The organism is Maribacter polysiphoniae (assembly GCF_003148665.1).
GTDB classification, from domain to species: domain Bacteria; phylum Bacteroidota; class Bacteroidia; order Flavobacteriales; family Flavobacteriaceae; genus Maribacter_A; species Maribacter_A polysiphoniae.
In genome coordinates this window covers 112,737-129,132 of the sequence record NZ_QGGQ01000007.1, presented here as the reverse complement: position 1 = coordinate 129,132, position 16,396 = coordinate 112,737, and the positions used below count along the sequence as shown (strand labels likewise).

General features: G+C 39.3%; 13 protein-coding genes. 2 read left to right on the top strand and 11 right to left on the bottom strand.

The features are described 5' to 3' along the window. Nucleotides 1-158: 158 nt before the first annotated feature. From LX92_RS14860 to LX92_RS14850, 3 genes are all read right to left on the bottom strand, one after another. Nucleotides 159-1,712 carry a RagB/SusD family nutrient uptake outer membrane protein gene (locus LX92_RS14860; RefSeq protein WP_109652202.1) on the bottom strand — a complete coding sequence of 518 codons (1,554 nt, stop codon included), beginning with the start codon at nt 1,710-1,712 and terminating at the stop codon, nt 159-161. Nucleotides 1,713-1,739: 27 nt separating this feature from the next. Continuing rightward, nucleotides 1,740-5,075: a TonB-dependent receptor gene (locus tag LX92_RS14855; protein ID WP_211315881.1), complete on the bottom strand. Its 3,336-nt coding sequence runs from the start codon at nt 5,073-5,075 to the stop codon at nt 1,740-1,742. A gap of 163 nt (nt 5,076-5,238) precedes the next feature. Next, nucleotides 5,239-6,366 (bottom strand): FecR family protein, encoded by a 1,128-nt coding sequence (locus LX92_RS14850; protein ID WP_109652199.1) that lies wholly within the window; start codon nt 6,364-6,366, stop codon nt 5,239-5,241. Nucleotides 6,367-6,527: 161 nt separating this feature from the next. Between LX92_RS14850 and LX92_RS14845 the strand changes: the two genes are divergently transcribed. Both LX92_RS14845 and LX92_RS14840 read left to right on the top strand, forming a co-directional pair. Then, a complete protein-coding gene (locus LX92_RS14845) occupies nt 6,528-7,085 on the top strand; it encodes an RNA polymerase sigma factor (RefSeq protein WP_109652196.1) in 558 nt (185 codons plus the stop codon). Nucleotides 7,086-7,397: 312 nt separating this feature from the next. Beyond that, the gene (locus tag LX92_RS14840) at nt 7,398-8,966 is read left to right on the top strand and encodes a sulfatase family protein (protein ID WP_109652194.1); all 1,569 of its coding nucleotides are present in this window, start codon (nt 7,398-7,400) and stop codon (nt 8,964-8,966) included. A 107-nt stretch (nt 8,967-9,073) separates the two neighbouring features. On the opposite strand, the gene LX92_RS14835 is transcribed toward LX92_RS14840, so the two are convergent. The 8 genes from LX92_RS14835 to LX92_RS14795 form a co-directional block, all read right to left on the bottom strand. Then, the gene (locus tag LX92_RS14835) at nt 9,074-10,696 is read right to left on the bottom strand and encodes a fibronectin type III domain-containing protein (RefSeq protein WP_109652192.1); all 1,623 of its coding nucleotides are present in this window, start codon (nt 10,694-10,696) and stop codon (nt 9,074-9,076) included. Between the two features lie 195 nt (nt 10,697-10,891). After that, on the bottom strand, nt 10,892-11,581 hold the full coding sequence (locus LX92_RS14825; RefSeq protein WP_146197844.1) for a hypothetical protein: 690 nt from the start codon (nt 11,579-11,581) through the stop codon (nt 10,892-10,894). Nucleotides 11,582-11,638: 57 nt separating this feature from the next. Next, the gene (locus tag LX92_RS14820; RefSeq protein ID WP_109652183.1) at nt 11,639-12,442 is read right to left on the bottom strand and encodes a hypothetical protein; all 804 of its coding nucleotides are present in this window, start codon (nt 12,440-12,442) and stop codon (nt 11,639-11,641) included. An 11-nt stretch (nt 12,443-12,453) separates the two neighbouring features. Then, a complete protein-coding gene (locus tag LX92_RS14815) occupies nt 12,454-13,086 on the bottom strand; it encodes a hypothetical protein (protein WP_109652179.1) in 633 nt (210 codons plus the stop codon). A gap of 46 nt (nt 13,087-13,132) precedes the next feature. Beyond that, complete coding sequence (locus tag LX92_RS14810) at nt 13,133-13,717, bottom strand: collagen-like protein (RefSeq protein ID WP_109652176.1); 585 nt, start codon at nt 13,715-13,717, stop codon at nt 13,133-13,135. 201 nt (nt 13,718-13,918) lie between these two features. Continuing rightward, nucleotides 13,919-14,533, bottom strand: coding sequence for a collagen-like protein (locus tag LX92_RS14805; protein ID WP_109652173.1), 615 nt, complete (start codon nt 14,531-14,533; stop codon nt 13,919-13,921). Nucleotides 14,534-14,821: 288 nt separating this feature from the next. Beyond that, the gene (locus LX92_RS14800) at nt 14,822-15,349 is read right to left on the bottom strand and encodes a dihydrofolate reductase family protein (protein WP_109652428.1); all 528 of its coding nucleotides are present in this window, start codon (nt 15,347-15,349) and stop codon (nt 14,822-14,824) included. Between the two features lie 99 nt (nt 15,350-15,448). Then, the gene (locus tag LX92_RS14795; RefSeq protein ID WP_109652170.1) at nt 15,449-16,330 is read right to left on the bottom strand and encodes a helix-turn-helix domain-containing protein; all 882 of its coding nucleotides are present in this window, start codon (nt 16,328-16,330) and stop codon (nt 15,449-15,451) included. Between the last annotated feature and the right edge of the window lie 66 nt (nt 16,331-16,396).

Sequence of the window (16,396 nt, the reverse complement as noted above, 5' to 3'; positions counted from 1 at the left end):
TATTTTATAAGGGATAAATCCACAAATAAAATAGTCAAAATATTTGTCCATTATTTACCCATAACCAAAAAGTATAAGTACTTCTTGATCTGTTAAAATAAAGGCATTCCTCTTAGGAAAAAGAATGCCTTTGAACAACTAACTCAAACAACTAATTCTTAATATCCTGGATTCTGTACAAAATTCTGATTCTTGTCCACTTCCGCTTGTGGTAATGGCCACAAGTATCTAAACTCACTGAAATTTGGTTGTGGTTCCAATCCACTGGGACCAAATACTTCACTTCCTAAATCCCTACGGACAATATCATACCATCTTTTAAATTCGAATGCCAATTCTATACGTCTTTCTTCCAATATAATGTCTCTTAGATCATCTTTACTGGTTCCCGATGCAACATCCTCAGGATAATCAGAGGGAGCATAGCTATCATATCCACTTCCATAAAAATCAATGGTTCCACCTTTTCTAGCGCGACCTCTTATTTGATCGACATAACCTATAGCTTCTGGGGTAAGACCTAATTCATTGCCAGCTTCCGCAGCTATAAGCAATACCTCGGCATACCTAAAAGCTGCGTGGTCAAAATCAGATCTCCATCCTGCAGTGGTCCTTCCTTCACCAACAAATCTATTGTGTTTTGCAATATGGGGTCTGGCCACCTCAAAATCAGTAAAAGGCCTAACGATATCGGTATCATCAGCCAATATCAACGAATCCGCCATACTTACTTTTAGTCGATAATCATTGGAATCCCATTCATTGTACACGTTAATATGGGGCACAAGCATACTCCAACCCCTGATTGGTTTTACACCACCTTCAACACCAGTAAACGGACCAATCTTATTATCATTTTCATAAGTGGCTGGATTTGGGTTTTCCCCGGTTTGATTACCGGTAAAATCAATTGTGAAAATATACTCAGGGGAAGACCATTGTTCACTTTCCCTAAACACATCCTGAAAATCATCTACCAATGCATAGTTTAATTCACCTGAATGATCTATCACCCATTTAGCCATATCATAGGAATTTTGCCAATCTTCCCTAGTCATATAAATAGAGGCTAAATAAGAAGCCGCTGTTCCCTTTGAAGGCCTAGATCTAACACTACCACGTGAATCCATCTCTAGATTCTCAAAGGCGAATGTCATATCTTCAATGATTTTCACATAAACTTCATCCGTTGATGATAATTCAATACTTAAGGCATCAACGATATCAGGACTATCGATATAAGGAATATTACCATACAGTCTAATTAAATGGTAATACAAGAAACCTCTAACAAATCTTGCTTCAGCTTCTGCTATGTTTTTATCTTCCTCATCAATGTCATCACCTAAAAGACCTACACCTTGTATAGCCGTATTCGCGGTAGCTATAGCTTGATATGCTGTAGCCCAAAAACCACTTACAAAAGAATTTGTAGGGGTAACCAAAAAAGGGCTAAACTCGGTATAGTCACTAAATTCCAATCCATTAGCAACCATATCACTTGACAGTAGTAAAGGTGTGGTAAGCCCACTTCCATAAAAATTCGACGATGCCATTAAACCGTATGTGCCATCTGTCATGGCGTTTACATCATCTATAGTATTAAAGAAGCCTTCTGGACTTAATGTCCCTACCGGTTCTTCATCTAAGTCTGCGCAGCCAACAACAAAAGTCAAAATAGCTAGTGCAGAAAATTTTATTATATTCTTCATAATTATATTTTTATTTATTGTTGATTACTAAAATCCGATGTTAAGTCCTAAAGTATAAGATTTCACATTTGGATAACTACCATAGTCAAGTCCAAGGTTACTACTGGAACTACCATATGCTACCTCAGGATCTACACCTTTATAATCCGTCAATGTCAATAAGTTTTGACCACTGATATAAATTCGGGCTGATGATAATTTGATTTTAGACAATAAAGTTTCAGGGAAATTATAACCCAAAGAAATATTCTTCAACCTAATATAACTGGCATCATCTACCCAACGATCGGAAGTCACGAAACTTCTACTGATCCTTGCTTCAGGAATATCGGTATCGGTATTTGTAGGGGTCCATCGATCAAGGGCTTCGGTAGTTACATTGGTTCTTCCGTTTAAGGCTCCCAACTCCATAAGGGAGTAATTCAACATTTCACCACCTTGAGATCCTTGAATGAAAATATTAAGACTTAGGTTCTTGTAGCTAAAATCATTGTTCCAACCCCAAGTAAAATCAGGATGGGGGTTCCCCATAACACTACGATCGTCATCCGTTAGTTCACCATCACCATTCAAGTCCTTGAATTTTTCACCACCAACGTCTTCACCACCTACAAGTACCTCATCGGCAGACTGTACAACTCCGTCATAAACAAAGCCCCAGAATTGACCTACAGACAACCCTTCTCTCAATATTTGTGTATTACCAGCCCCAGCCAATGGTGCTGAAGAATAATAAATATCATTTCCTTCGGTATCGTTTTCAACAAGTTTGATAATCTCATTTTTATTAAATGAAATATTTGCAAATGATTTCCATTTAAAATCATCATTTTGGATAATAGTTGCGTTCAACGCTAATTCAAACCCTCTATTCTCTACAGTTCCAATATTTTGCAACTGTGTCTCAAACCCTGTAAAAGTCGGCGTAGGAACATCGAATAAAAGATCCTCAGTTCTCATGATATAGTAATCAGCCGTAAATCCAAATCTGTTCCCTAGGATTCCAAAATCCACACCGATATTTGTCTGTGTAGTCGTTTCCCATGATAAATCGTTATTGGAAATGGTTGAAGGCCTTAAAGCGGTAACCGTACTACCTTGAACTGTCGTAAAAACATCAGTAAACGAAGCCAATGATTGATAAGGGCTTATCGCCTGATTACCTACTTCACCATAACTGGTACGTAGTTTAAGTAGACTGATGGTACTTGAATCGGACAGAAACTCCTCATCAGAAATTTTCCAACCAAAAGCGGCAGAAGGGAAAAATCCGTACTTGTTGTTTGCCGCAAATACCGAAGCGCCTTCATAACGCCCTGTAAACGTAAATAAATACTTGTCGTTCAAGGTATAATTAACCCTTCCGAAGAAAGCTTCAAAAGCTGATTTTGTCAATTCCGAATCAACAGAAGGTGTGTTTGTACCCGCTCCTAAGTTCCAATATGAAAAAGAATCGGAAATAAAGCCGGAAGCAATCGTTGTTGAATACTCTGTCCTATCTTTTTGGTAAGAATACCCGGCCATCAATGATACATCATGAATATCACCAAATATTTTGGAATAATTCAAGTAATTCTCATTGATCAAACTCGTATACTTAACTTTAGTAAGCGTAGCCTCTCCCCCTGTACTACTACCACGCTCTAAGGTTGTTGGGTAGTACTGACCCGTTCTGGAACCACTTACCTTAACACCTAATGTAGACTTAAACTTCAAACCTTCGGCAAGAGCGATTTCCGCATAAACATTGCCTTGAAATAAATCTTGTTCAACTTCATTTTGGTATTCGGTTGCCATAGCATAAGGGTTATCGATAGGATAACCAACAACACTTAATGAATTATCGCCATTTTCATCTTTAACCCCTTGGGTAGGTGAAAATTTATAAGCTCCTGATACAACCCCAGTTTGGGAAGCATCTCCGCCTTCTTGGGTTCTTACCCCATTACGATTGGTTCTACGGGCAAATAAACTTGTTCCAATATTCACAGACTCTGACACCTTTAAATCCAAATTGGAAGTAAGGGAATATCTTTTATAATCCGAATCCTTGATAACACCTTTCTGATCATAGATTGCCCCAGATAGATAATAATTCAATTTATCTGTCCCACCAGCAACTGAAAGCTGGTAATTCTGTGTCCCACCAGGTCTAAATATTTTATCTTGCCAGTCTGTTCCTGCTCCCGTCAATTCCGGAACAAAATCAGGATAAAGCTCTTGAATATAGCCTGTAAATTGATCCGCATCAAGTAGGTCAAGCGTATTTATCTCCTTCTGGGAAGAATATGATGATGAAAAACTAAATTGTGGTTTTCCTTCAGTACCCCTCTTTGTGGTTATGAGTACAACCCCATTAGCCCCTCTAGCTCCATAAATCGCTGTGGAAGAAGCATCCTTAAGAATCTCCATGGACTTAATATCCTCAGAAGGAGGCATTGTTCCTCCAATAAATCCATCAACAACAATTAAAGGATCATTTCCGGCATTAATAGAAGTATTACCACGGATTTGGATACTGTACTCTGATCCAGGTGCACCATTGGTAGACTGCACCGTAACCCCGGCTGCCCTACCCTGTAAGGCCTGGGTGGCATCAACAACAGGAAAAGCAACTAAATCCTCTGAATTAACGGAAGAAACAGAACCTGTCAAATCACTCTTTTTCACACTTCCGTAACCTACAACGACAACTTCATCCAAACCGGCAGCATCCACTTCCATTTTGATATTGATCATGGTACGACCATTGATCGCCACCTGTTGGGTTGCAAAACCAATATAAGAAACAACCAATGTTGTGTTCAGATTACTTAGGGAAATTGAATAATTACCATCAAAATCGGACTGTGTCCCATTGGTGGTTCCTTTTTCCAAAATACTTGCACCAGGTAAAGGGGTGCCTTCCTCATCAACAATATTACCAGTTACAATGTTGTCTTGCTCTGGTGTGTTAAGAACCTCCCCTTCTTCTTTTTCAGTCTCCTTCTTGAGTGTCCTTACCCCTTGTTTTAAAATGATTTGGGTACCCCTGATTTTATATACCGTATTCGTAGTGCTGAACAAACTTTTGAGTACTTTTTCAATATTTACCTCATGCAAATCCAGTGATACCCTACGACTTAAATCAACTTGCTTGATTTTATAAATAAATCGAAAGTCGGTAGTGGATTCAATATTATCAATAATATTTCGAACACTCGAATTCTCAACGCTCAATGTGACCTTGGTCTTTTGAGCATAACCGTTATTGGCATGTAACCCAAACAAGGCCGTAATCAATAACAAGGTAGTTAGTTTCATTTTTAAGTCAAATTTCAACAAAGGCTTGTTCAACCTCCATAGGTTCTGTGGTTTTTTCATATTTTTGATTGTTTTATTGTGGTTTGCAAAAAATGCGATCACTTTTTACGACCGGGAAATGCTCGAACATTTTCCGGTTTTTTTTATTAAAAACAAAGTGTCGACAGTTGTATTCATTTCACTATTTCATATTTGTTTTCTGTTTTTTAGGGTTCTACTTCCTTTATTTGATAATTACTGTATTATTTTTTATTTCATATTCAATTTCATGGGTATCATTGAAAAAGCTTAACACCTCCTCAATTTTTACTTCATTGAAACTTGCATTGAATACTACTTTACCCAATTCCGTATTGGTATTCAAAATCTCAATGTTATAATGACGTTCCAATTTTGTCAGGATTTGGTCAAAAGTCAATTCACGGAACACTAAATGACCTTGCATCCACGAAGTGTACATATTCGTATTTACAGTATCTATATGTATGTTTTTGGAATCACGGGAATAAGAACCCCGTTGCCCAGGTGAAAGCTCAATGGGATTTTCCTCTAATTCCCCCTTTGTATTAAGGTTTACCGCACCCTCGACAAGTACTACCTCAATATGGGCATCCTCACTATAGGAAGAAACGTTGAATTCAGTACCCAATACCTCAACTTCCAGATTACCTGAACTCACAATGAAAGGCCTTTCCTTATCCTTGGCCACATCAAAATAAGCCTCACCGGTAAGAAAAACCCGTCGCGATTCATTTGATCGGAAATTTACGGGGTACCGTAAAGAACTACCAGCGTTCATATTTACCGCAGTACCATCTGACAACATTATCCGAAACGTTTTTCCTTTGGGCAGGCTCAAGGTATTATAAACCAATTCCTTGATATTATTTGCTTCGGAATAATCGATCTGGTCCTGTTCTTGTTTACCTACAACATTCCCTTCGGCATTCTTAACTACTTTTGACTGTCCGGTATGTATTGTCTGTATCGTCCCATTATCCAACTCCAATGTTATCTCATCCTCTTTGGGTACTAAAGTCGTATCGGATTTTTCAGAATAATAATAATATTGAACCATAAGTCCTATACCGATAACTACCGCGGCTGAATACCTGATCCAATTTGGAATCAATTTTTTTACCGGCCTTTCCCTCTGCTCAATTTGTCCAATCACTTTCTCATAGGCTTCATCCACATTGTCCTTTAGCATCGCCATATTCAAATCGTGATAATTTTTCACATATGACTCAAGAATCGATTGATTTTTGGGATTCTCCAACCATTTCTTCAAGATGACAAGCTCATCTTGGGAAATGGTATCCATTAGTAGCTTACTAATATATTTTTTCATTAATTTGATTAAATTTTTCGATATATGTTATAATTTAGAGACCTCTTTATAACACATACATAAGCTATACTACAAAACATTAAAAAACCCTTAAAAAAAATTGAAATATTTTTTATCATTACCATCATTACACTATAATCGCTATTAACGAAGCCCACTAAATGGATGAAATAAATGCAGTCAAGGCTTTGAAAAAAGGGGATAGACTTGCCTATAAATATCTTTTCCATGCGTACTACAACCGCCTTGTAGCGTATATAACAACATATAGCCATAATAGAACCCAATCGGAGGATATCGTTCAGCAAACTTTTATAAATCTCTGGATCAATCGAGAAAAATTGGATGACACACAATCACCCAAAGGTTACCTCTTTGCCATTGCCCACAATATATTTATCGACACTATCAATGCTTCAAAAAAGAAGGATACAATAATGACCGAAATTTGGGAACGTGCTTTACGGGATAGAATTGAGGAAGATTCGGAAGCTCAAGAAAAACGCATTCAGAAAATAAAGTACGTAATTGAAAATCTACCCCCCGAATGCAGAAAGATCATTCACATGAATAAGATACAGGGCATAAAGTACAAAGAGATTGCTTTGGAATTGAAAATATCGATTAAAACCGTTGAATCCCAGATGAGGATTGCATTTACCAAAATACGGGAAGCCTTTAAAGACGATAGTCTACTTTTATTTCTATTGTTGAATTAACATTGGTTATTGTTTATTTGTTCTTCCCTACTACAAAAACAATTTTACAGAAGGCCTCCCAGAATCACACCGAACAATTGGAAGTTTTGAGAAATAAAGACGAATAGATCTTTAACTTTAAATACATTTGTTGCTTTTAAAACAATAAAGTATTCTGGATCTCAGATAGCATTAGTAATCAAACGAGGGTTTTCTTCTAAAATAATATATCCCCATTCTTTCTTGAGATGGGAAAATATTCATCCGATTAGCGTTAAACCAGAAGTTCTACATTGTATTATACATTATAATTTATCATATCAAATCCAACATATGAAAAATTCAAAACATTCCTTATTGTTACTAGCATCTATTTTACTTCTTGGTTTAAGTTGCAAGGATAAGCCGACTGAAAAAACAAATGAAGTTGATGCCCCATCAAAAAACCCGAACATCGTAGTCATTTATTTGGATGATTTAGGTTATGGGGATATCAGTTCCTATGGAGGAACTGGGTTACAAACGCCAAATATTGATGCCTTGGCTACAGAAGGGATTAAATTCACCAATGGTTATGCCTCTTCAGCAACATGTACGCCAAGTAGATATGCCTTACTTACGGGTATGTATCCATGGCGAAATAAGGATGCCAAGATATTACCTGGCACAGCACCCTTATTAATAAGCACAGAACAACAAACCTTGCCGAAAATGCTTAAAAAACAAGGCTATCAAACCGCCATTGTCGGAAAATGGCATCTTGGCCTTGGTTCAGGAATTATAAACTGGAACGAAAGGGTCTCACCGGGGCCCAATGAAGTTGGATTTGAAGAATCCTATATTTTGGCGGCTACCCAAGATAGGGTTCCTACCGTCTATATTGAAAATGGGAATGTTGTCGGTTTGGATCCCAAAGATCCCATTTCGGTCGATTATAAGAATAATTTCAAAGGTGAACCCACGGCAATTACAAATCCCGAGATGGTAAAAATGAAATGGCATCATGGACATAACAATAGTATTGTCAACGGGATTCCACGAATTGGTTTTATGAAAGGTGGTGATTCGGCCAAATGGAGTGATATCGATATTGCCGATACCTTCCTGGATAAAGCCCAAACATATGTCAAAGAGCACAAAGACAAGCCTTTCTTTCTGTACTATGCCATGAATCAGCCACATGTACCTCGAACCCCAAACCCAAGATTTGTCGGAAAATCGGGAATGGGCCCCAGAGGGGATGTTATTTTGGAAGCGGATTGGTGTATAGGTGAATTCATGAAAACACTGGAGGAAGAAGGGATCCTGGATAATACACTGGTAATCTTCTCCAGTGATAATGGGCCGGTACTCAATGATGGTTATTATGATGATGCCGTAGAGAAACTAGGAAACCATGATCCCAATGGAGGCCTAAGGGGAGGAAAATACAGCTTGTTTGAAGCTGGCACAAGAATACCCCTCATCACGTATTGGAAAGGAAAGATACAACCGGCAGAATCCAATGCGATCGTATGTCAAATGGATCTGTTGGCCTCTTTGGCGGACTTGGTCGGTACCAAGGACAATACCACTGACAGTCAAGACTTAATGGATGTATTTTTAGGGAAAAGCAAAACAGGAAGGGACAACCTTATCATTGAAGCGACATCAAGAACCGCATTGCGAAGTGGGGATTGGTTAATGATCCCCCCGTATAAAGGCGTTAATTATGAGGAGGAAGTAGGTATTGAAGTAGGGAGCTTTCCTGAGTTCTACCTGTATAATTTAAAAGATGATGTGGCGCAACAAAATAATTTGGCCACCTCCAATCCAAAGAAACTTGCTGAAATGATCCATGAGTTCGAAACATTAAAGGGAAAAGATTATAACCTCAACGTTGAAGCGATGAAATTTGAATAATATCGCCACTACATATGTGAACCAAAGTGTTCGGATTGTTCTTTGTTAGGCGTTTGGTTTATTTGTGTCTGGTCTTACTTACGGTAGTCAATCCTGATGGGCCATAATCACTCTAGTTTTACTACCCAATAATCCCACTGGCCTTTGCCTGTGCCACTGACATCCCCTCCGAGACCCGAAACATAACCTGCTACTATATAACCGTCGGTAGTTTGTTGAACGGCATTTGCGTAATCGTTTTCTGGACTTCCAAAACTCATTTCCCACGACAATGCACCGGACGAATTTAGCTTTACGATCCAATAATCGAGAAACCCTCCATTCGTGGGGCCGCTCACATCAAAGTCGGTTGTTCCGGCGCTACCGGCAATAATGTATCCTTGATCGGCCGTTTGTTGAATAGAACGGGCTTCATCAACAGAGGAGCTCCCAAGATTGGCTTCCCATGTTATTTCTCCCGAAGTATCTAATTTTACGATCCAGTAATCCTTGTTTCCGTGATTGGCACTTACGTCAAAATCCGACGATTCGGAATACCCCGCTACGATATACCCCTGATCCGTGGTTTGATGAATGTCATAAGCGTAATCCTCAAGTGAACCTCCTAGATGTTTTTCCCAAACCAAATTGCCTAGGGCATCCAACTTTACGACCCAATAATCTTTCTCCCCATAATTACCGCCAACATCTCCATCGATGGATTCGGAATATCCTGCCACAATATATCCTCCATCGGTAGTTTGACCAACTGATTTTGCAATATCGAAGGCAGCTCCGCCAAGATGGCTTTCCCACACCAATAGTCCGTCGTTATCAAGCTTTAGTATCCAATAGTCCAATCCTCCGTTATTACCGCCTACATCGCCATCCGAGGAGGCTGAAAAACCAGCGACAATATATCCGCCATCCAAGGTTTGGGCTACAGAGGTGGCTTCCTCATTGGAACTTCCACCGTAATTCGTTTCCCAAATCAAATTTCCAGATCCATCCAGTTTAACGATCCAAACATCGGCAGCGGAGGTGTCTCCACTAATATCCTGATCATTGGAATCGGTCATTCCTACTACGATATATCCACCATCTGCGGTTTGTTGTATGTCATTCCCTGCCTCATCACTAGACCCCCCTAAGTTGGTTTCCCACATCAAATCCCCTGAATTACTCAGTTTGGTGATCCAAAAATCCCCTCCCAAATAGTTTTCCGCATCGTTGTTGCCTCCTACGTCACCATCATCCGATTCGGAAGTACCCGCTATGATATACCCGCCATCGACCGTTAGTTGCAAGGAATTGGCCATGTCAATTTTAGAACCCCCGAAGGATTTTTCCCAGGCTATGGAGACGCCATCGATAGGCTCTTCCTCATCCTCTTCCGTGGTAAAATCAAATGTATTCTCAGTGGTATTCCCATTACCGTCGGAAGCTGTTACCGTACCGTTGTAATCGGTTTGGCCGGTAAGGTTTTCTAAAAGAAATTCGGTGGTCTCCAGATTTGCCTGCACTTCGTTGTCTCCCAGAAATACGGTATAGGTTACTTCGTCTTTGTCGGGGTCTACGGCTACATTCCAGGTCAGTACTGCGCTATTAGCGGTAATTTGAGTGACTTGCACCGTGAAATTCCCGGGCTTGTCATTTTTTGGTTCTGTAGTTCTATTGTCGTCATCATTGTTACACCCAATAACGAAAATGCCAATAAGGGTTAAAGCGGATAAAAAAAGTGTCTTTTTCATAGTCGATATTTTTTACCCGCAGGTATTTGTTCGGGGTGTTATAAAAATAGAAATGGGGAATCGTTTTAGTGTCCCGAAAGTTTGGGTTTCAAAGAATCTGGACTTGCTTGGTGGGGGTTGTTTAGAGCTTGATTTCCGGTATGGAAGGTGTCAAAAATTTTTCATAGTGAAAAATGGTCGATGCTGAGGAATAAACTATTGTTGTATGAGAACATTAAGTTCAAATGTAACAGTTAGGAATTCGGCAGAATATTGTCCTGTGAGTTTTCCTTGTTGGTCTAGGTCCGCGTCAAAGGGGTAGGTAGATTCACCATCCTCGTATTCGAACGTGCCCTCCATTTTAGTATCCAAAAGCACATAATTGCCACTAAAATAATTAGGTTCCAATATGGTGCCATCGTCCAATTCCGTTTGTGTATAGCCACTTAAGGTGCCATCAATAATAAAATTTATTTCCATAGTTCTATTAAGTATATTGCTAAAAGAAGTACTTGGTAGATAGGTCCCCTTAAAGGTTCCTTGAAATGGGTTGTTGATGGTCAGCGATGCCAAATCTTTACCAGCCTCGTTATATGCAAATAGTATAACGGTATGTACACCAATGGGCAATGAAGGGTCCCACGATAATTCTCCGGTTTCTGAATCAATTGAAAGTCCTTGGATCGTATTTTCCAATCCAAACTTGCCTCGATCACCATTCCATTGTACTTCTGGCAAAGGGCTTTCGCCTTGTTGGAAATAACTGGCAGAGAGATTTGGTGTGATACTAAGTACGGGCGCTTCAACAACAGGGGCATCATCCTTGTTACAAGATTGTAGCGAAGCTATGAGGATAAAAAAAACAAAATAAGCCTTTAGTATGTGGTGGGTTTTTATCGTTTTCATTTGAATTATGTAATAACGTTTGTAATTGGCCATTCACCCTCTAAAAGGGGTACTTGCTCAATATTCCTTGTAGCTAATGGTGTAGCTAATGGTACCGGCAAGAGGGTCGTCGGGAATCATTTTGAATGCGATCAGGTTTCCGTCGCCATCACGTACCTTCTCCCCATAATCGTAATAGAAGTCGATGGCCTCAAAACGGTCCAGGTCTTTTTGGTGGAAAAAATAAAGCTCATAGGGAGACAGATAGAAAAGCAATCCATACCATATCGTCAATGCCGGTTGTGGGTCTAGATTATGGAAAACGCCTTTTTCGTTTCCTGAAGCGGTCAACTTAAAATAATTGTCATTGATAACCATTTCCGTTAGTTGGTTGTCTTGGTCAAACCCCCAACCCATTGGAAAGTTTCCTAAATCCCCATCAAGCTTATAAATATGGTTGTCGGGGTCAAATTCGTACATGGTAGGTTGTACATCTCCATTTATCATGAGTGTTATATCGGAAATATCATTATTTGGATCGTAGTCAAAAGTGGTAACATAGTTTAAACTGTTTTTTACATCCACCACATTTATTGTTGTGATTGAGCCTGTTTCATTATAGCGTATTTCCGTTTTTAATGTATTTTCCCCATCGTCCGTCTTATATGACATATCGATTGTTGTTAATTGAAGGGAATCATTATAATCCATGGTGTATCTAATGGTACGTCCCGTACTGTAGACCAAAGAAACAATCTTGGGCATGGGTGTAAGGGTTTTGACCGGCACCTCAGGGGCCGGACTATCTTCATCCTTGGAACATGCGACGAGGAATATGGCGGCCAGTACCGTTATTAGGATATGCTTTGCTTTCTTTTTCATAGGACTTCCCTTTAGTGGATTTCATAGGTCACTTCAATTTCATAGAAAAATTCGCCTGGTGGCCTATTGTAGTACAGGCTAACCTGATAGGGCTTGTCAAAAAGTCCACCATGCTCTTTCAATGCGACAATGTCCCCCAATTTTTTTTTAGCTTTGTTGGCAAGTAACGTAGCCTGCTTAAAAGCTTTGTCCAATGCCATTTGGGTGATTTTTTCTGCTTCTTGACTATCAATTTCTACCGTTGAACTCATCTCCAGATTTTGGAGAATGGGTAATTTAATGTTCAAGAACCGTTTCATCCCTTCCACTGATTTTGTCTCGTATAGATAAAGGATACCTTCTTTGTTATACCTCATGGTTTCAAAGCCAAAGGTGCCCGGATGTTCTTTTATACTGTCCCATAAAAGACCGCTTTCCGTTACACTTTTTTTAAAACGTTCCTTTAATTCGGCAAGACTCACGGAGTCATAATCATAGTTTGAGGTATTGCTTAAAGAAATGATTGCATTGTATGTAGGGTCGGGATCTATATAGGTTACCCTTGCTCTTACATTAATCGTGTTTGGCAGTTGCTGGGCAAATAATGGAGAGCAGGCGAATAAACAGGTACATAAAAGGAGTACTGTGATAGTTGGTGTCTTCATAGCGGTGTTTTGATTTAATAGTGACAATTAGGAAACATTGATCGTGTTATTGTGGTATATCAAAATGGGTACAGAGTTCTTTATAACTCATTATCTTATAATTAATAGAAGGTTTTCCACTGGCTGGAATACCACCTGGGATAATGACATATCTATACTCTTCAAAAAAAGGTTCTCCAATTGGGCTGCCGTCCATAGACCGTAGATTAATAAAAGCTCTTTCAGAATTTGTAGCCGGAGGAGTTGAAAAGCTAAGACTGTAAAATTGATTTCTTTCAAAGAAACTAAAGGGTAATTGTTCAACTACACGAATTTCAGCTGATGTGGGCGAGGTGAAACGACCATACCCGATAACCAAACCATTTTCAACAATTTCATCAGTTAAATCAGGAGCAATTACACTAAAAGAATAATTAGTAGAAGCGATATCATCAGGAAATAGAGAAGAAAACCAATCAGAATAAATCACATTGGCGGTACCGGTTTCGCCTTGTTCACCTTGGGGACCCTGTTCTCCATTTTGACCGTCTACCCCGTCTTCACCAGGCATTCCCATTTCCCCGTCTTTGGAGCATGCCAATACCAGTAAGCCACATATAATCAGACCAATGATGTATTTTATTGTTTTCATACCTGATAGTAAAAGAATTGATACGAGTCAATGGAAGTAAGGAAATCAAAAGAGGTCGTCTAAAAAGTCCTAAACGGCCATCTTTGCGATGCACGAGGCAAACTTCAAGTTCTTTGTAGTCTAGTGATAGATTACTTCACTTTGTTCGTAATAATGACGACTTGTTGTCATTTTTTAGACAACCTCTTTTGATTTTATGGACTATTCAGGCATATTAAAATGTGCCAAGATTTCCCCGTAGCCCATTTTTGAATAGTCCGTTGATGATTTTCCAGTGATACCACCAATCCCGTTACTGTCTTCAACACCACCTGGAATCAAAACATAACGATATTGTGTAAAAAGAGGTGCTCCGATATCAGATCCATCTATGGTGGCTAACCTTATATTAACGGCCCCTACTGTTAAACGGTAGTGGTAAGAAACACCTTGAATGCCTATATATGGCAAGGCATATACACTTCCAAGAACCCTTGCGTAAATCAGGACAGTCCCTTGGTCTATTATTTCTTGACTTAAGCCGGTGGCATCAATATCGCCATTTGCTTGTGACGATTCAATATTATTGCTAGATACTGGAGAATCGATCCAATCGGAATAAATGACATTTGCAGTACCCGTTTCCCCTTGTTCTCCCTGTTCACCTTGCTCACCATCGGCACCATCGGCACCATCTTCCCCTGGAATACCTTGTTCACCTTGTGGCCCTTGGGGTCCAATGGCCCCATCTTCACCATCATCCTTGGAACAGGCTACAAAAAGACTTGATACTAATAATAGGCTAAGTAATCGTTTTGTGAATTTAAAAGTTTTCATAATTGTTTTTTTGTAAATATTATAGGAGCAAACTTAATTGCTATGTCAAGTTCGGAAGTCCTAGATATTTAGTTTTTAAAGAATTAGGACAAAGAGAAGGACCAGTATCCCCTTTATAATCCCGTAGCATTCGCCTTAATATGGATTATGGGGAAAAAGCGTCTTGACTACATTGATCTTATAACCTACTATGAGCAAGATCCATTAAGGGAAAAGTAAAGGAAGGAGTGTTTGGTTTTTTGGAACGGGACTAGATTTTAAAGGTAGTTCTTTGCGGATTCTGGGCTTTCACCTATCATAAGTCAATATTTGGAGTCCCTTATCAAAGGATTCGATTTTAGTCAAATTCCATGCTGATATGGACTTTGAGTGGCCGAACAGCCTGATGCCCTCTCCTAGAATTATGGGGTTTAATTTAATCTTAAGCTGATCGATAAGATCATTGTCAAGTAGCCAACCTGCAAATGTACCACCACCGCACAGGTAAATATCCGTTTTGGCATTTGCCTTTATTCTTTTGATCCGATCAATAGATTTCTTCTCTATATGCACCGAGTCCGCCAAATTTTCAATTTCCAATGTATCGGAGAAAATATAATGCTCCATATTCATATAGGCAGGTTGCCCTGGCACAAGACCATATTGAAAACCGAATTCATACGTTCTTCTTCCCATTATTACGGTTTTGAAATTTGATAGATCCGCCTGATATTTTTCAACTCCTTCTCCTTGAAGTATAAACCGGCTTATATCATCGTTCTTTCCTGCGATAAAACCATCAAGTGAACTTGCTATATAATAAACGATCTTTTGCATTTGATTTTGGATTTTTAAAGGGTAAGGCCCAATGGTGCATTGGAGATTATCGTAAACAAAACCCATACCTTGTGATTTGATATGGATTGCCCACAAAAATCAGGACATGGCATACAAATTGTTCTTATACTGTAGAGGGGTCAAACCCGTATGTTTTTTAAAAGCGGAATAAAAAGCGGATTTGGAATTGAATCCTGCTTCGAGCCCTACGGAAACAATCGTATAATGGGCAAAGTTATCAGAACCTAGATTTTGTTTTACATCCGCAATTCTATATTCATTGATAAAATCGATAAAGCTTTTGTTCAAAAGACTGTTGATCATACTTGAAAGGTAACAGGCGGAAATACCCAAAACTTCTGCAACCGAGGAAAGGCTAAGGCATGGATTACGATATAGTTTTTTAAAGCGCATCAGCTCTTCCAATTTCTTAAAGTACTTATGGGCTGTACTGAACTGTATTTTTGACTTCGTATGCAGTTCTTTGATACGTTGCGCGCATAGGGCCGCTATAATATTCAATAAACACAAGTGTTTCTCCGTAAAAAAGCCTGCCTCGGGATGTTCGGAGTCGATAACCCCGAAAAGATTGCCATTGATCAGAATGGGGACACATATTTCCGATAGTCGCGATGCGTCATCAACTATGTATCTCGGATCTTTGGAAGTATCGTTGATGATTTCCGCAGATTTTGACATGGCGACACTACCAACGATACCCTCGCCCAGATCAAGCCTTATTTGATTGTAAATACACTCATCGGATGGGTTTTTAATGCCATAGGCCGCATGTTGCGTCAATTCATATTTGTCATGGTCGTAGGTGTACACGACACAGTCAACCAACCCCAAACGGTGTATCACGTTTTTGGTAATGTCCCAAAGTATCTCATCAATCGATTCTTTGGTACTTAATGACGTTGAAAAAAAGCTAATGGCCCTGATTTCCTCTAGCGTACTTAAGGTTTTATCATCTCGCATAACCAAATTGTTTATAATTAAAGGTGTAAGAGCATCTACTGGGTATGGGTTGGATTTGAATCCAAT